Here is a 16,906-nt window from a genome sequence, read left to right on the forward strand (position 1 = left end):
CCGAGGGCACATCAGGAATGAAATTCAACATTGTCAAATCATCGCCCTGAACGGATGCTTGCTCGTCCTGCCCGCTTCCTCTCTTTTGTCTCCCACAGATTTCACTGATTTGCACAGATACTCTCGTTGCAAGCAACGGTCTTATACACATCAAGTCTCACAGTAAAGAAAATCTGTGAAAATCTGTGTTATCTGTGGGAAAATTAAACATTAAACATTCAACATTAATCATTAATAAAAATGAAAAAGGAAACAATTCAGAAAGTAATCAATTTCGTCATCACTGTCCTCACTGCCGTCCTCAGCGCCTTCTGTGTGCAGAGCTGCAAATGATATTTTAGTTCTCCCACAGATTTCACAGATTTACACAGATCTTCTTCGTTCCATGCTACGGTACTCACTAAGCTTCACAGTAAAAACTCCGCGAGGAGAAAAATCTGTGAAAATCTGTGCAATCTGTGGGAGACAAACATTAATCATTAATAATCCATAGAATCCAATGAAGAATCAAAGAAAAATCAATCTGATAGTGGTCCACTGCAGTGCCACTCGAGTCAACAAGAATTTCACAGTAGAGCAGTTGGAAGCCTGTCACAAGGCTAGAGGTTTCAAGGGCATCGGCTACCACTTCTACATCACAAAGGATGGCATACTCTATCCCTGCCGTCCAGAGAATGAGATAGGCGCACATGCCCGTCACTACAACGCCCACAGCATCGGCATTTGCTATGAGGGCGGTCTCGACGAGAACGGCAAGCCAGCCGACACTCGCACCCCCGAGCAGAAGAAGACGTTGGAAGAGTTACTCTACAGTTTATCACTCAGTTATCCGAATGCCGAGATCTTAGGTCATCGTGATCTGCCAGGAGTCCGCAAGGCATGTCCATCGTTTGATGTTTCATCCTGGCTAGCCGAGATCAATTTCCTCCTGTAGTCCACACTCTGATTACATTCTTTTTTATTTTTTCCATAATTGTTAATTTATAGTTTTCTCCCGGTCTGCGCTAAAAATCCTGCAGATCGGGAGTTTTTGCATAGAAGGTAACATATTCCACTATTGCCCTGTATGCCAGATTTGGAATCGCCTTTACTGCTTCCTCAAGGTAGGCAATGCTCCTTTAAGTTCGTAACGCCACTCTGAGCCTGCGTTCTGCAAGGCGCGGTTCATGGCATCAACGGCTTTCTGCCAGGTAACGTAAGTGCCGTCTACCTTCATAGATTCGGGGGCGGTGTTATAGCCTCGTTCCTGATTGTTCTTCCAGTAGCAGGCGGTCACGGTGGTGTAGTTATCTCCCAACAAGCCGAAGATATGTACATTGCCAGTGCTACTACCCGTACTGGTTACGTTGCCCGTGGCATAGCAGGCAAGAACGCCGTTTCCTCCGTTGAATCCCACCAGACCGCCGCCAGAAAGATCCCTTTGGGAGTCTATTTCTAAGGTCACGTCGCCTGTGGCATAACAAGCGATCATGGTGCCCTGTTTTTCTCCTGCCACGCCGCCGACATAGCGCGTTCCCTTCACTGTGGCCGAGGAGCTGCATCCGATGATGGAACCAGCCTTTTGTCCACCCACCACACCGCCGACACAATTCGTGCCGCTGACGCTGCCCGACACCGAGCAGTTTTCAATGGTGCCCCAGCTAGATCCTACCACGCCGCCAGTATTGCCTGACATTAACACGTGATTGCTTGTTATCTGTATGTCTTCCATCACCACGTTCTTCACCGTACCAGCTCTATCGAGATAGCCGAACAGACCCACAAATTGGTCATTTGTCGTAACGGTCAGCCCCTTGATGGTATGGCCGCGGCCGTCGAAGGTACCCTTGTATCGGTTTTCGTAGTTTGTGCCTATCGGCGTCCAGCCTTTGCCCGTTAGGTCAATGTCTTTGTCGAGGGTAATGTTAATGTCGGTCTTACCTCCGTTCACTAATTCGGCTACATTTATCAGGCCATCGGCGGAGGTAACGGTGTAGCTGCCGTTGCCCTCTATGGTATATCCCGGGTCTTTTGCCGCAGCGAGGGAGACAGTGTAGGTATATTCACCGCCCGCCTGCCAGTCGGTAGCATTCTTCATCTTATAAACGAAGGTCTTGCCGTTAGTGAAGGTGCAGGTGATAAAGGTCGTGCCAACTGCCACACTTTGCGGGGCGACGATGGCGGTGTAGGTGTTGCTGCCCTTGCTGTACGGGACGATTATATCCGGGTTGTCGCCTTCGGTGGAGAGGCCCGTCAGCCGCACGGATGCCAGCCCCTCGGTGTAGTCCGTCAGAACGATGGTCACCCGCGCCGTGCGGTGGGTGAAGCGGAGCGTGGGGCTACCGTAGGTCACCATCTGTCCGTCGGCTACGATGAGGTCGCTGCCCTCAAAGTCTTTCTGGGCACTTTGGTTGGCTTTTACCTTTACCGCAGGTGGGGTTGTCTCGCCAGCGGTGTAGGGCCACCACGCTGTGACGGTGATGTCGTTGTGGTTGGTCCAGTAGTACGGGTCGGTGGAGGTCAGCGTGGCGCTGGTGGGGTCGGCGGTGGAGGGCGTCACGTTGTACGTCTTCACCATGCCGTCCATCAGAACTGCCACGCTCTGCACACCCTCCCAATTGCCATCCACCGGGGCACGGGTGCCGGCGGTGGCTATCGCGGCGGGGTTCAGCCCCGTGGCGGTGAAGACGATGGGTGTGCCTTCCGCCCCTTCAGGCAGGAAGCCTGCTTCGTCCTGTGTGCAGGCGCCCAATAAGAGGGCGAGCGCTGCAAGTGCAAAAAATCTTATCCTCATAATATCTGTTATTTTATTACTCTGGTTCTTTCCGTTGCGGGCGTAACTTTTCCGCCCGACGGTTTACTGCTTCCTCAAGGTAGGCAATGCTCCTTTAAGTTCGTAACGCCACTCTGAGCCTGCGTTCTGCAAGGCGGTGTTCATGGCATCAACGGCGTTCTGCCAGGTAACGACAGAGCCGTCCACCTTCGTGGCTCCGGTGCTTTCCCTATTGTAGCCGATGCCTTGTTCATGATTGTTCTTCCAATAGCAGGCAGTCACGGTAATGTAGTTATCTCCCAAAAAGCCGCCGATATGTACATAGCCAGTGCTACTACCCGTACTGGTTACGTTGCCCGTGGCATAGCAGGAAAGGAGGCTTATTCCGTCGTTGAATCCTACCAGACCGCCGCCAGAGATATTCTGTGTGCGGTCTATTTCTATGATCACGTTGCCTGTGGCATAGCAAGCGGTCAAGGTGGCACTAAAAATCGTCTGACCTGCCACGCCGCCGACATTGAGCGTTCCCTTCACTGTGGCAGAGGAACTGCATCCGGTGATGGGATGGTCCCTTTGAACACCCACCACACCGCCGACGCTCATCGTGCCGCTAATGCTGCCCGACACCGAGCAGTTTTCAATGGTGCCCCAGCTAAATCCTGCCACGCCGCCGGCATAACCCAACCTGTGATTGCATGTTATCTGTATGCCATCCATCACCAAATTCTTCACCGTAGCGGCGCCATTATTGAAATTACCGAGATAGCCGAACAGACCCGCATATTTGTCATTTGTCGTAACGGTCAGCCCCGTGATGGTATGGCCGCCACCGTCGAAGGTGCCGGTGTATGAGTTGTCGTAGTCTGTGCCTATCGGCGTCCAGTCTTTGCCTGTGAGGTCAATGTCGGCGGTGAGGGTAATGTTTATGTCGGTCTTACCTCCGTTCACTAATTCGGCTACATTCATCAGGCCGTCGGCGTTATAGACCGTGTAGGTATTGGTGTTGCTGTCGTAGATGTAGCCCAAATCCTCAGCCTCGCCGCTCTCGCCGCCGCCGTCAACCCAGTTGCCGATGGTGCAGCCCTCTAACGTCAGGCCGGTGGTGTTCACCTTAACGGTATATTTATAGCGGCTGCCCGCTTCTAATACGACGTTGTTCTGCGGACGGAAGTAGAAGGTGCCGCCGCCGAGTTCCACCTTGACGAACGGTTTGCCTGCCGCAACGGTCTGCGGGGCGGTCAGTGCCTCGTAGGTGTTGCCGCTTGCATTGTAAGTCTTGATGGCGGTCGGGTTGCCGTTATCGGCGGACAGGCTTACGAGGCTCACCGTGGCACCGGCGACGCTCGTGAATCCCGTGCCGGGCTTCAGTTCGATTGCTACGCGTGCCGTGCGATGGGTAAATTCAAGTGTCGGGTTGTTAAATTCCACCTTCCGGTTCTCAGCAGAGATGAAGTCACTGTTCTGGAAGTCAGCCAATTTGCTTTGGTCTTCGGCAACCTTCACGACAGGCATCTGTGTGATGTCTGTATCATCCAAGGGCCACCATGCCGATACGGTAATCGGGTCGCGGCTGGTCCAGTAGTGCGGGGCGTTCTTGCGTGAGAGCGTGGCGCTCTTGTATCCGTCGGCATCCGTAGTCGTAACGGTGTATTCCTTTACCGCTTCGCCAATCTTGAGTGCCACGGAAGTGACGCCCTGCCAGTCGCCGTCCACGGAGGCACGGGTTGATGGGGCTGCCAGCGGCGTTGCTTCTACGGACAATCCGGTGGCATGGATGACTATAGGATATTCCTCTTTGGACAGACGGCTATCGCCAGCAAGTTCGTCCTGCGTGCAGGCGGCGAGGGCGAACAGCAGCGCGAGGACTGCGGGGATAAATAATCTATGTCTCATAATTCTTCATTCTTAATTATTAATGTCTTACAGGTCAGCATCCTCTTCTCCACCGTCTATATCGTTCCACTTTGCAATGGTGGCTTCGCTGACTTCAAGGACTTTGTTGCGCACCTTGACGGTATAGGTATAGTTGTTGCCCGCCAGCAGTGCGCCATCGGGCATGGTGAGTGTGGCATGATATTCCTGACCTTTATAATTCACAACCAACGGCAGGGATGCAACTGTCTGCGGGAAGAGGATGATCGATGACGTGAGATTGCCGTCTGCCAGATTCATGGTCAGTTCTCCGGTCTGTAGTCCGTTGTCTGCGGTGGCAATACCGTCGGCCGTGTTGAACGTACCGGTGAGTAACAATCCGTCCAGCGTGTAACGTTCAGGCATGACCACGCTGAAATCCACGCCGTCGCCCGCCTCGAAGGTAAGGGTTATCTGGCTCATGCGGTGGTGGAAGGAGTTGTCTTCACCGCCTTTGGCGGTTTTGTCGGTAAAGCTTACTACCGGGCTGTTTTTGTCTCCCGTGGCTCCTGAAGCAAAGAGGAAGTCGATGGCAGGCTGGTTCTGCTGCGCCGTGGCATCGGTCGTGGCTGTGAGGATGCCTCCCGCCGCGTTGTACGGATAGTAGGCGCGGTAAGTATGGGTCTGTGTATCTTCGATATAGATGACCTTTCCTTCTGCCTCAAATTTCCCGTTCTTCAGGATGAAAGGCACGTTGCCGTACTGGGTATCGTTGCCGATGTCGGTGATGCCGATACGGTCACCGCCAGTCCAGGTGGTTCCGCTGGCGCGGGTGGCAGGGGCGATATCGGCGGTAAACTGGGCGGCCACAGGGCCACCATTCAGGTTCTCGTTATCGTTGTTGCATGCCGCCAGTGCGAGGGCGAGCAACGCAAGTGCAAAAAATCTTGTCTTCATTATATCTATAATTTTATTAGTTACAAATCGGCATTTACATCATCACCTTTCACTTCTTCCCAGCCGTTGATTTCGGCTCCGTCCACTTCCATGCCTTCGGGAGTCTCAACCAGCGTTCCGCCGAGGGTCAGCGATTTGCCCTTTCCGGTGTTGAACTCCTTGAGGGCTTCCGTGAGGTCGCTTTTCAGCGTGGTGGGGGTCGGGTTGCCGTCAGCATAGCGGATTTCACCCGTCAGCAGTTGTTCCGTGCCGGTCACACCCAGCAGCCGCACCGTGGCTTTCCACTTGCCGGCATCGTCACCTTCGGTAATCTTGGTGAAGGGCAGCACGACGTTCGAAGTGGCTCCGTAGGTATCGGTAGCGAAGTCGAATGTTCCGGCTGCACCCGTCAGATGGGCAACAATCTCCGTGATGCGTCCGGCGGCATCACCCGTCGGTTCGACGACAAGCGTCAGTTCGCGTACCTGCTGCTTCATTGCGGCGGTCAGCGGATAGTCCTTGTCTTTCTCGATGCTCACCTGTTCCGTATAGGTGAAGAACCATCCCGGGGCATTGTTCACAAAGGCATCCGTGCCTGCCCGGTTTCCCGTGGCTGCGGCAATGGTGGCTGTGGTGCCGTTCACCGTGATTCCTTCAGCCGGATTCCACACCGCAAGGGTGTAGCTGCCCGGAGCAAACAGATGGTCGGGGGCATGGGTGGCGGAAGTCTCCGTACCCGTATAGTCGCCCATGGTGACCGTCCACGTGGCAGGTATGTCGATACCCTCACCGCGGGCCGACCAGTCGGCTGTCACCGCAATCTTCCCGTAGTCGGGGTGCGGCGTGTCATAAAGCGTGTCCTTCACGCAGGAAGAGAACAGCACGGCGGCTGCCATTCCTACCATATTTATATATTGTCTTGCTTTCATACTTTATTCCTCCGTATTAGAATAACTTCCATACCAATGTCACACCGGCATTGGTGGGGCCCCACCAATCTTTTGTTTCGTTGCCGCGGCGTACACGTACACCGTCGATGACCTCATATTTCTCATAGTCGGCATTCAGGTAGCCCAAACCGAGGTTGAAATCAAGAGCCAGTGCCTTATTCAGCCACATCTGATAGCCAGCGGTGATGCCGCCACCCATCAGGTCGCCCTGCTTGCCTGTTTCGGAGAGCTTGTAGTTGAACTGTCCGGTCTTGAACATCGCGCCCAGATACCAGGCTTTCTTCTCACCCATATAGTAACGCACTTCTGGAGCCACTTCCCAGAGTGCATAGCGGCGGTCTTTGTCATTCCAACTCCAAGAAGTCCACGAGCTGTTTACGGCAATGCCCCACGACGGGCAGATGCGCCATTCCACGCCAAGATCTGGTGTCAGGGTAGCCCAGCGCAGCAGGTTGGAACGCAGGGAAAAATGATAGCCGGTTGGGGTTTTGGTTCCCAATGGCATATCGGTAAGGTGATTTTGTTGAGCAGCTTTCTGCTGCGCAATGACAGGAAATGTTACCGTCATCAGCCACAAAAACAAGGTAAGGAAAGTGATTTTTCTATTCATATAAACATGCATTTATTATCTTTGTCTACTGCAAAGATAATAAATGCCATTCTATGCCCCAAAAATTAGAAAAACTTTTTCTATTAAATCTTATAAAAATTGTCGTCGAGCAACTTTTTTGTCGAATTAGCACTTTTTGAATTGTCGAATTTGCACTTTTTTGTCGTTTGAGTACTTTTTGAAAATGGGTTTCTGTGACCTTTTCCGATGTTTTTTACTACACAAATTATTCCCGATTTGCTTTTTTCCATTTGGCAGGCGTACATCCTTCCTTCTCGGAAAATAATTTGATAAAGTTACTGCGGGAAAGGAAACCGGAAGACTCAGCCAGCTTCTGTATATTGATTTCTGGATGCTCCTTCAGTATGTTTTTCGCATACTCCAACCGGAGACTGGTTATCCATTCGCGGAATGTCATTTTATACGTAGTCTTGATATAAGCTGAAAGATAGGTACGGTTCGTATAAAGTATTTTGGACAGTTCTTTTATGGTAAGTCCCTGCTGGACATAGCCGTCCGTCTTTATCCAGTTGTCAACCTTCTCTATAAATTCTGTATAGGACCCAGGAACTTCTTCTGAAACCATTTCGGGTTCAATTCCCGAATTTGTCAGAAGTTCTTCTTCAGATTGTATATCCTGCTCAAACGCATTTTCTACCTGTTCATAGAACAGCAGGTAGTTCTGATAGCTGTAGAAAAGATAGCTGTAGAACGGTATTGACGACAAAATCCAAATAAAAACATAATTGTCTGGCAGAAATGTCAGCAATCCGCATCCGACACCAAAGATAACAGCCCAATAAGTGAATATGGAAAGCCATTCGATATATGCGCCTATATCATCCGCCTGAGTTTCATTGAAAATCCGAATGCCTCTACGATATGCAATTATGACTCTGCGAGCTAAAACGACTCCAAAAACGACCAACCAGGCAGCTAAAGCAAATAAAGAGATTTTTTGTATGATTCCGCTTGGCAACAGGAACAACACAACTCCGGAAAGAGTTGAAAATACAATCCATAATATGATATGTGTCCACACACGCCGTTTGGTAATGTAAAAACGATCAAGCAACATTATCAATGCCGAACTGAACAGAGAATAGCACAGGAAGTATGTGGACATGTTCATCAATATGGCAGAATCCGCATTTTTGAATCGGATACCAAAGAAGAAATGTACCGAATAATTTGCCGAAAGCAGCAGCATAGCTATACCCATCATCTGTCGGGAGCGGAGATAATTCTTGAAAATTTTCTTTTCAGGAGTCTTTGCAAATAAAAAATAAAAGCCGAAGAACAACATTAACGGCAGTGCGGTACAAAGTGAAAAATTGTATATAGTTGGTTCCATTGTTATGCTTTTTTTTGTTTTATCAGCCGGTTACCGATTCTACCACATACTATCTCTTCAATGCGATATTATAATTGTCATACTGGGTATTGCCCGTAATATCTTCCACCACCTGGATGAATGGAGGGAAGTTTACATTCTCATGCAGAGCTATTCCCTTGGTTTCCAGTATCATCAGGTCGTGAACTGGCTGCTCGAAGGAATCCAGTTCGAAGTACTGTCCCTTCCAGATAAAGCTCTTACGGTGCTTGCGGATGGTGGCACGGTAAGGGTCCGCCTGCTGCAGCATCGATTCATAGAGATTGGCATTGATTTGACGCTCTGTCTCAATCTGCTCCTTATCCGAAATACGCTTCTTGGATGTATGTACGTAAACATATTTACCACCCTCGAAACTACGGCGACGGAGACGGATTTCACTACCCGGCTCACCCGAAAGATAGGTCTGGACAATATCGCTGTCAATGGCATTAGGCACCTCGCCCACCAGTTTCACGATATATTTGCGCTCCTCCTCTATCGGCTGAGGAATGCCCAGGACATTACTTATCTCCTTCAATACGCGATTGAGTTTGTTCTCGAAATCCTCATGGTTGTTGATGACACGGAGATGAGGATGACCCTTCCAGGCAGAAACGATCTTCTTATCCAGTTCACGGGCTATCTGAAGACCAGCCTCATCAGCCTTCTCCAATCGCTGCGCATTATTGGCGGTGGTATAGAACTGCTCTGCTCCATCGGCAGCACTCACGAGATGAAGCACTGCATCATAACGCTCACGCAACTGGGTGTTGCTGTATCCCTGCTCAGAGATGATGCGGTTCCAGAAATCTTCAGAAAGATAAGTAGAAATATCCATCGTGCCACGATCGCAAACGATGATGACCGGCTGGTCCAAAGTCTCTGCCATACGGGAAAAACTATCCTCTAACCCTATCTGAGTCAGGAAGGTAGCCTTCTCACCCTCAAAAAAGAACTTCTCATTTTTGGTAAGATAATTCATACCCGACTGGGTGAACATGGTTGGTACTTCTGGAATGGTAAATACCTTATAGCCAAGGCTCGTAAAATGCTCTATCACCTTGACCAATGCAGTGGTCTTTCCCGCACACGGACCACCAGTAAGTACAATCTTCTTAATTGTATTCATATCTCTATATTTGTTTTTATTCGTCTGATTAGATGCAACCATCTTGCTTATTTTCTATTCTGGGTGCAAAGATAGCAATAAAATCTTAAAGATAGAAAAAAAACGGTTCATTATTTTGTAATCTAACCGAAAAATAGTAACTTTGCATAATCTATGGATAAGAATTATTAAACTAAAGGAAATAAATGGAAAAAGTAAAGACATTAATCATAGGCAGTGGACCTGCAGGATATACTGCAGCCATCTATGCAGGTAGAGCCGACCTTAAGCCTGTTCTCTATTCGGGTATGCAACCTGGTGGACAGCTTACCATCACCACCGTAGTAGAAAACTTCCCAGGCTACCCTAACGGTGTAGACGGAACCCAGATGATGATGGACATGAAGGAGCAGGCTGCAAGATTCGGTGCTGACCTGAGAGACGGAAGCATCGAGAAGGTAGACTTCAGTTCACGCCCTTATCACCTGACTGATGAGCGAGGAAATGAGATTGAGGCTGATACCGTAATCATCGCAACAGGTGCTTCTGCCAAATATCTGGGTCTGCCGGACGAAGAGAAATACCGTGGACAGGGCGTTTCAGCATGTGCTACCTGCGACGGCTTCTTCTACCGCAAGCGTACTGTTGCCGTAGTAGGTGGTGGTGATACAGCCTGCGAGGAAGCTCTCTATCTCTCCAGTCTTGCCAAGAAGGTTTACATGATTGTCCGCAAGCCTTATCTGCGTGCGGCAGAAATCATGCAGCAGCGCGTGAAGGAAAAGGAGAATATCGAAATTCTCTTCGAAACCAATACCTTAGGTCTCTTCGGAGAGAACGGTGTAGAGGGGGCTCATCTCGTTCGTCATAAGGGCGAAGCCAACGAGGAGGAGTTTGACATCGCTATCGACGGTTTCTTCCTGGCTATCGGCCATAAGCCTAATACCGACCTTTTCAAGGATTATCTTGAACTGGACGAGCAGGGTTTCATCAAGGTTATCCCAGGTACGGCAAGCACTAAGCTGCCAGGCATCTTTGCAGCCGGTGACGTTGCCGACCCGGTTTACCGTCAGGGAATCGTTGCAGCAGGTTCAGGAGCCAAAGCAGCCATCGAAGCAGACAGATACCTGCAGACATTGTAGGGTATTGGGCAGGTGAAAGTATAATTAAATTAAAAAAAATCGTCTATATTTTGTCAGGTGCAAAAATTATCGTACTTTTGCATCTGATAATGACGAAGGAAGATTGGCAGAGTGACCGAATGCGCTGGACTCGAAATCCGGTATACCCTCTTTCGGGTATCGGGGGTTTGAATCCCTCATCTTCCGCAACATTCGTTTTTTTTCAGATAATAAGTAAAACCAACATGAAAAAATTTATCATCCCTATAATGATGCTTCTTCCTCTTACTATGCAAGCACAGACTGTGCTTACAGAGCAACAGCAGTTGGAAGAAGCCCAGAAACAATTGGAAGCTGCCAAGAAGGCACTGCAGATAGCTAAGATGAAGGCTGAAGCTGCTCGTCTGAAGGCGCAGACCGACAGTCTGAACCAGGAAGCAGCCAAGGCGGAAGCTGAAGCCAAGCAGATGGAAGCCAAGAAAGCAGAAATCAAGCAGGCTGAAGCCCAGAAAGCTGAAGCAGAACCTGCTCCCAACCTCCCGAAGGAAGAAGCTGTCACCAAGGGTGGATGGGCAATTCCTACCACGGTAGCCAAGAAGAAGGAAGAAGCAAAGCCTGTGCTGATGGCAAACGGCGTGGAACTCAAGGAAGATCCTAAGTATCTGGAAGGAGCTGTCAAGCTGAACCATGAGGGCAAGGTGGAATTCACCCTCGATACGGATGCCAACGGCAAGACAGCCAAGCAGATCTACGACATCGTATACGAATATATGAGCGACCTGACACAGTCGGATGAAAATATCGGCAGCAGAGTGGCGCTGGTGAACCCTAACGAATACATCATCGCCAACAGCATGGACGAATGGCTCGTGTTCAGCAGTTCCTTCATCTCACTCGACCGTTCAGAGTTCAAGTATCAGCTCGTTGCCAAAATCGCAGACAATCATCTGAATCTCAAACTCCTCCGCATCTCATACAACTATGAGGAAGACAGACCGACAGGATTCAAGGCTCCTGCTGAGCAGGTGATTACCGACAAGGTGGCACTGACCAAGAAAAAGAACGACCTGGCAAAGATATTCGGTAAGTTCCGCAAAAAGACTATCGACAGAAAAGACCAGATTTTCAGCGAGATAACAACATTGGTTAAACAGTAAAATCCATTCAGATTATGGCAGAAGAAAATAACAACATACAGACTGAACAGGCTGAAAACAGCAAGCAGCAGGAACAGCCAAAGACCAGCTATGCCGTGCGTCCGGATCACAGACATCACCGCCGACTAGCCTACAGCGACCAGAACAATATGTTGCAGATACGTAACTACCTCAACATCGCATTCATGCTCCTGGCTATCATCGGCGTTGTTATCTGGACCCAACTGGACGACTATCACACATTGGCAGCAATCGTACTGATTCTTGGTGTGGCAATCAAGATTGCAGAAGTTTGCATCCGACTATTCAAAAAATAACAGCTGGTTTCCAAACATCCTGAAAGATTACAGCCAGTTCCGAACATTCAGAAAGATAATGAAGAAATCAATATTAACGATGATACTATTTTGTGCTGCAACTCTCACAGTTGCGGCACAAAACGATTTTAACAATAACGAAGATTCACAGTTCAGACCACAGACCAGCAGCCGGGTGAACACAGACTCGCTCGGTTCGGACAAGGAAATACCAAAGGGTATCAAGGTGTGGACCATAGACGAAAGATTCGGAGACAGGACGGAAGCTCCCGTCGACACACTGCAGCACCTGTATATGAACTCTACATTCAACGAGGGACTATATGGACAGTATAACACACTGGGCAACATGGGTACTGCAAGAATCAACCGTATCTTCATCGACCGACGTACGCAGGGTAACTTCATGTTCACGGAACCATACGACAACATCGTAACGCCCGTGAGCGACTTCCATTTCACCAACACCTACTCTCCTATCACCAACGTGACGCTGAACAGTTGTGGTGACCGTACCAACGGAGAAGACGACTTCAAGGCTATCTTTGCAGTGAATGCCAACAAGCAGTTGGGTGGTGGATTCCGTTTCGACTACAAATACGGCAGAGGATACTACAATGCACAGAGTACTTCCCACTTCAAGTACACCATGTGGACCTCTTATCTGGGCGACAGATATCAGGCACACTTCCTCTTCAGTACCAATCACCAGAAGGTGACTGAGAACGGAGGTATCACCAATGATGACTATATCAAGCATCCGGAACAATATACCGATGATTTCGCCAGCAATGAAATCCCTACCGTACTGGAGGAGAACTGGAACAGAAATGACAACCAGCATATCTTCCTGAGTCACCGATACAGCTTCGGCTTCAACCGCAAGGTAAAAATGACCGAGGAAGAAATCAAGGCTAAGAAATTCGCCATGGAATCGGCCAAGGAAAACGCTGCGGAAGATGCCAAGGAGGAAGCCAGGAAACAGGCCAAGAAAAGCGGAAAGAAATTCGACGAGAAGGCTTTCGACAAGAAACAGAAGGCCCAGTTCTCGGGAAGACCGGACAATGCCAAGATTGCCGGAGACGAACCTGCTAAAGATGAGAATGGTAAGGATGACAGCAACCGTATCGCCGTGAACGGAAAGGCGGCAGCCGACAGTCTGATGGCCATCGAAAAGAAAAAACAGGAGGATTCGCTGTGGTACAAGAACGAGTATGTGCCGGTTACAAGTATCATACATACCGTGAAGTTTGACAATTACAAACGTATCTACGAGGCATACAAGACTCCTGCCGACTATTATCTGGAAGAATACTATACCGCAGGCAGACTACAGGGTGACTCCATCTACGACCAGACCAAGCACTGGCACATGAAGAATACCCTGGCACTGGCTACACTGGAAGGATTCAGCAAGTGGGCAAAGGCTGGTATCAAGGCTTTCGCCAGCTATGACCTGCGCCACTATACCCTGCCAGACAAGGAAGGCGGATTCGAGAAATTCAACGAGCATGCACTGAGCGTGGGTGGACAGTTGAGTAAGCAACAGGGTAAGACGCTGCACTATAATGCCACAGCTGAGATTGGCTTGACAGGTGTAGACGCCGGTACCCTCGCCATCGACGGTAACCTGGATGTCAACATCCCATTCCTCGGAGATACCGTTCAGGTAAGAGGTGATGCGTTCTTCCACCGGGAGACACCATCCTTCTACTACCGTAAATATCATGCACGTCATGCATGGTGGGATGATGACCTTGAGAAGACCATCCATACCCGCATCATGGGTACATTGAGATATAACAAGACCAACACGACCTTGCGGGTGGCTGTAGACGAAATCAAGAACTATACTTATTTCTCACAGTCATACAACGTGACAGAAGATTTCCTTCGCACTGGCGTTGTGGTGACACCGATGCAGGAAAGTTCAGGCATCAATCTGCTGACAGCCCAACTGGAACAGAACTTCAAGTTCGGCATCTTCCATTGGGAGAACCTGATTACCTATCAGAACTCCAGCAACAAGAGTGCACTTCCGGTACCTGCACTCAATGTATACAGCAACCTCTATATCAAGGTAAACATTGCCAAGGTACTGAAAATAGACATGGGTACCGACGTACGCTACTTTACCAGCTACGAAGCCCCAGACTATTCTCCATACGTGGGCATGTATACCGTACAGGGTAATGGCGAGAACAACGTGAAGGTAGGCAACTACCCTATCATCAACGTATATGCCAATGCACATCTCAAGCATACCCGCTTTTTCATCATGATGAGCCACATCAATGCCGGCAAGGGTGACAAGAATTATTTCTTCACCCCTCATTATCCTATGAACGAAAGCGTGATGAGAATCGGTGTAAGCTGGAACTTCTTCAACTAGTATATTTAAAAAATAGTAAGGAGTGAGTCTTATCGCTCACTCCTTACATAAAAATCCCCTAATCTATGGTTAAAACTAATTCTCTCAAAGCATGGTTCCTGGCAGCCCGTCCGGTTACTCTGACGGCAGCTGCTGTTCCCGTAATGCTGGGTGTAGCCCTGGCATACAAGGATTCCAACACCCATTGTCAATGGATTCCAGCCCTGCTCTGCCTACTCTTTGCCTGGGTGATGCAGATAGATTCCAACCTGGTGAACGACTTCTTCGACTTCAAGCATGGCAACGATGACGAGACGAGACTCGGTCCAAAACGCGCCTGTGCCGAAGGCTGGATTACGATGAAAGCCATGAAATGGGGCATCATCCTCACTACCCTTCTGGGTTGCGCCATCGGACTGCCACTCGCCTTTTACGGAGGAAGGGAGATGATCATCGTAGGCATCTGCTGTGTGCTATTCTGCTTCCTCTATACCACCAAATTGAGTTATCTGGGATTGGGCGACCTGCTGGTGCTGGTCTTCTTCGGCATCGTACCGGTCTGCTGCACCTACAACCTGGTGATGCCGGTAGGAATGCAGGGAGTATCCGGCGAAGCCATATTGACTTCCATCGCCTGCGGACTGGTAGTAGATACGCTGCTCATCCTGAACAACTATCGCGACCACGACAACGACCTCAAGGCGGGCAAGAAGACGCTGATTGTTCACATCGGCAAGAAAAACGGTGAGCGACTCTACTGTGCGCTGGGCAACATCGGCATCCTCATCATGATAGGAATCAACATCTACGGTGCCCTTGCCTACGATGCAGATTCGAAGTTCTTGCCTTTTGCAGCAACATGTCTCGTGCTACACAACCGGACATACGCCAAGATGAGAAAGATTGGAGAAGGAAGAATGCTGAACAAGGTGCTGGGTTATACTGCGCTCAACATCTTCACCTTCGGTATCATCTCTACCTTCATCATCATTGGAATGATGTAATTATATAATGTACGCGCGTACATTATAATATATATAAAGAAGAAAAAGTATGAAGCAACAAGTAAATCTCGAAATCATGCAGTTTGTGGAAACACAGATTCTGCCCAAATATACGGAGTTTGGTGAGAGCCACGGATTGCGCCACGTGACCCGTGTGATCAGAAACGCCCTGAAACTCGTACCTGTAACAGGTGCCGACATCGACATGGTTTATATCGTTGCCGCCTACCACGACTTAGGAATGAGCGGTCCGCGCGCCATCCATCACATCACGAGCGGAAAAATTCTCCAGGCTGATGCCAGACTGAAACGCTGGTTTACTCCCGAACAGATCAAGATCATGAAGGAAGCTGTGGAGGATCACCGTGCTTCATCCAGCAGACAACCACGAAGTATCTATGGGAAAATCGTTGCCGAAGCAGACAGAGACATCGAGGTACACGAGATTTTCCTTCGCGCCATTGAATACGGAAAAGAGAACTATCCAGAGAAAAACAAGGAAGAACAGTGGGAAAGATTCTCTGAACACATGGAAGAGAAGTATTCCAGAAACGGATACATCAAACTATGGATTCCGAACTCCCCCAACGAGAAAGCACTGAAGGAACTGAGAAACATCATCGAACACAAAAGCATGCTCAGAAAGGAATTCGAAAAGATATACGACGAGATAGAGAACAGAAAACCATAACAGACTGAAGTTTCGCATGTGGTTCAAGTACGGGCTGAAGGCCCAAAAGCTCCTAGCCCAGGGCATCGCCCTGGGTATGATGGCAATCAGCAAGGCGCCCTGTAAGGGCAAAAGCTTTATGTTTTGTCTGGAGTTTTAAAGCTTTTGCCCTTACAGGGCGACAGGTTTGCGTCCGTAATTACCCAGGGCGATGCCCTGGGCTAGGAGCTTTTGCCCTTTCAGGGCGTTTCAACCGTACAGATCAAAAAGTTTTTTAGAAAAAGAATGACTAAAAAAGCAAAAAATAGCAGATTTGAGCTTTTGTTTTGAGTTTCAAGTGGTTGTGGCAGTCGTTGGCTTTTTGTGGCATTCGTGAGGAAATGCGAAAATGGCGGATTTGAGAAGTAGAAACGCTTTCAAGTCATTACCTCAAAGAAACGCTCTAATAAGCATTTTTAACGGCTTCGGTTTTTACTTCTCAATTCTGCACAGGTTGTGAATTTGCCATGCAACTCTCATGATTTAATTTTGCACAGAACAAAAAGCAAGGAATTATGAGAAGTACATTCAAGACAGTCTTCTATGTAAACGGAAGCAAGGAGAGAAACGGAATTGTCCCTATCATGGGACGTGTGACAATCAACGGAACTATCGCACAGTTCAGTTGCAAGCTGAGCGTGACCAAGG

At 49.1% G+C, this 16,906-nt stretch carries 14 protein-coding genes, 1 tRNA gene and 2 pseudogenes; 10 read left to right on the forward strand and 7 right to left on the reverse strand.

Features of this window, described 5'->3' with window-relative positions:
• The first annotated feature begins 240 nt into the window (after positions 1–240).
• Positions 241–333 (forward strand): smalltalk protein, encoded by a 93-nt coding sequence (locus F7D73_RS08645; RefSeq protein ID WP_153123913.1) that lies wholly within the window; start codon positions 241–243, stop codon positions 331–333.
• 166 nt (positions 334–499) lie between these two features.
• Complete coding sequence (locus F7D73_RS08650) at positions 500–934, forward strand: N-acetylmuramoyl-L-alanine amidase (protein WP_153123914.1); 435 nt, start codon at positions 500–502, stop codon at positions 932–934.
• A 153-nt stretch (positions 935–1,087) separates the two neighbouring features.
• Here F7D73_RS08650 and F7D73_RS08655 read toward each other — a convergent pair whose 3' ends face one another.
• The 7 genes and pseudogenes from F7D73_RS08655 to F7D73_RS08685 all read right to left on the reverse strand — a co-directional run bounded on the left by F7D73_RS08655 (position 1,088) and on the right by F7D73_RS08685 (position 9,603).
• On the reverse strand, positions 1,088–2,773 hold the full coding sequence (locus tag F7D73_RS08655) for a fimbrillin family protein (protein WP_153123916.1): 1,686 nt from the start codon (positions 2,771–2,773) through the stop codon (positions 1,088–1,090).
• Between the two features lie 63 nt (positions 2,774–2,836).
• Complete coding sequence (locus tag F7D73_RS08660) at positions 2,837–4,555, reverse strand: fimbrillin family protein (RefSeq protein ID WP_228117685.1); 1,719 nt, start codon at positions 4,553–4,555, stop codon at positions 2,837–2,839.
• 117 nt (positions 4,556–4,672) lie between these two features.
• Positions 4,673–5,560, reverse strand: a complete 888-nt coding sequence (locus F7D73_RS08665) for a fimbrillin family protein (protein ID WP_153123921.1) — start codon at positions 5,558–5,560, stop codon at positions 4,673–4,675.
• A 20-nt stretch (positions 5,561–5,580) separates the two neighbouring features.
• Positions 5,581–6,468: a FimB/Mfa2 family fimbrial subunit gene (locus tag F7D73_RS08670; RefSeq protein ID WP_153123922.1), complete on the reverse strand. Its 888-nt coding sequence runs from the start codon at positions 6,466–6,468 to the stop codon at positions 5,581–5,583.
• Between the two features lie 16 nt (positions 6,469–6,484).
• Positions 6,485–7,027, reverse strand: a pseudogene (locus F7D73_RS08675) (DUF3575 domain-containing protein); the annotation flags it as partial.
• A gap of 298 nt (positions 7,028–7,325) precedes the next feature.
• Positions 7,326–8,405: a helix-turn-helix domain-containing protein gene (locus F7D73_RS08680; RefSeq protein WP_153123939.1), complete on the reverse strand. Its 1,080-nt coding sequence runs from the start codon at positions 8,403–8,405 to the stop codon at positions 7,326–7,328.
• Positions 8,406–8,502: 97 nt separating this feature from the next.
• A complete protein-coding gene (locus tag F7D73_RS08685; RefSeq protein ID WP_153123927.1) occupies positions 8,503–9,603 on the reverse strand; it encodes an AAA family ATPase in 1,101 nt (366 codons plus the stop codon).
• 185 nt (positions 9,604–9,788) lie between these two features.
• Here F7D73_RS08685 and trxB point away from each other — a divergent pair, with 185 nt between their 5' ends.
• The 8 genes and pseudogenes from trxB to F7D73_RS08725 form a co-directional block, all read left to right on the forward strand.
• Complete coding sequence (trxB, locus tag F7D73_RS08690; RefSeq protein WP_153123929.1) at positions 9,789–10,721, forward strand: thioredoxin-disulfide reductase; 933 nt, start codon at positions 9,789–9,791, stop codon at positions 10,719–10,721.
• Between the two features lie 97 nt (positions 10,722–10,818).
• Positions 10,819–10,907: transfer RNA gene (locus F7D73_RS08695), tRNA-Ser, on the forward strand.
• Positions 10,908–10,945: 38 nt separating this feature from the next.
• Positions 10,946–11,857, forward strand: a complete 912-nt coding sequence (locus F7D73_RS08700) for a DUF4468 domain-containing protein (RefSeq protein WP_153123931.1) — start codon at positions 10,946–10,948, stop codon at positions 11,855–11,857.
• A 14-nt stretch (positions 11,858–11,871) separates the two neighbouring features.
• Entirely contained in the window at positions 11,872–12,174 is a 303-nt protein-coding gene (locus tag F7D73_RS08705) for a mechanosensitive ion channel protein MscS (RefSeq protein ID WP_194256879.1), read from the forward strand.
• A 58-nt stretch (positions 12,175–12,232) separates the two neighbouring features.
• On the forward strand, positions 12,233–14,566 hold the full coding sequence (locus tag F7D73_RS08710; protein ID WP_153123933.1) for a putative porin: 2,334 nt from the start codon (positions 12,233–12,235) through the stop codon (positions 14,564–14,566).
• Positions 14,567–14,631: 65 nt separating this feature from the next.
• Entirely contained in the window at positions 14,632–15,549 is a 918-nt protein-coding gene (menA, locus tag F7D73_RS08715) for a 1,4-dihydroxy-2-naphthoate octaprenyltransferase (protein ID WP_153123935.1), read from the forward strand.
• Between the two features lie 49 nt (positions 15,550–15,598).
• The gene (locus tag F7D73_RS08720; protein ID WP_153123937.1) at positions 15,599–16,240 is read left to right on the forward strand and encodes an HD domain-containing protein; all 642 of its coding nucleotides are present in this window, start codon (positions 15,599–15,601) and stop codon (positions 16,238–16,240) included.
• A 533-nt stretch (positions 16,241–16,773) separates the two neighbouring features.
• A pseudogene (locus tag F7D73_RS08725) lies at positions 16,774–16,906 on the forward strand (site-specific integrase); the annotation flags it as partial.

Origin of the sequence: Segatella copri, assembly GCF_009494395.1 — a bacterium.
Lineage (GTDB): Bacteria > Bacteroidota > Bacteroidia > Bacteroidales > Bacteroidaceae > Prevotella.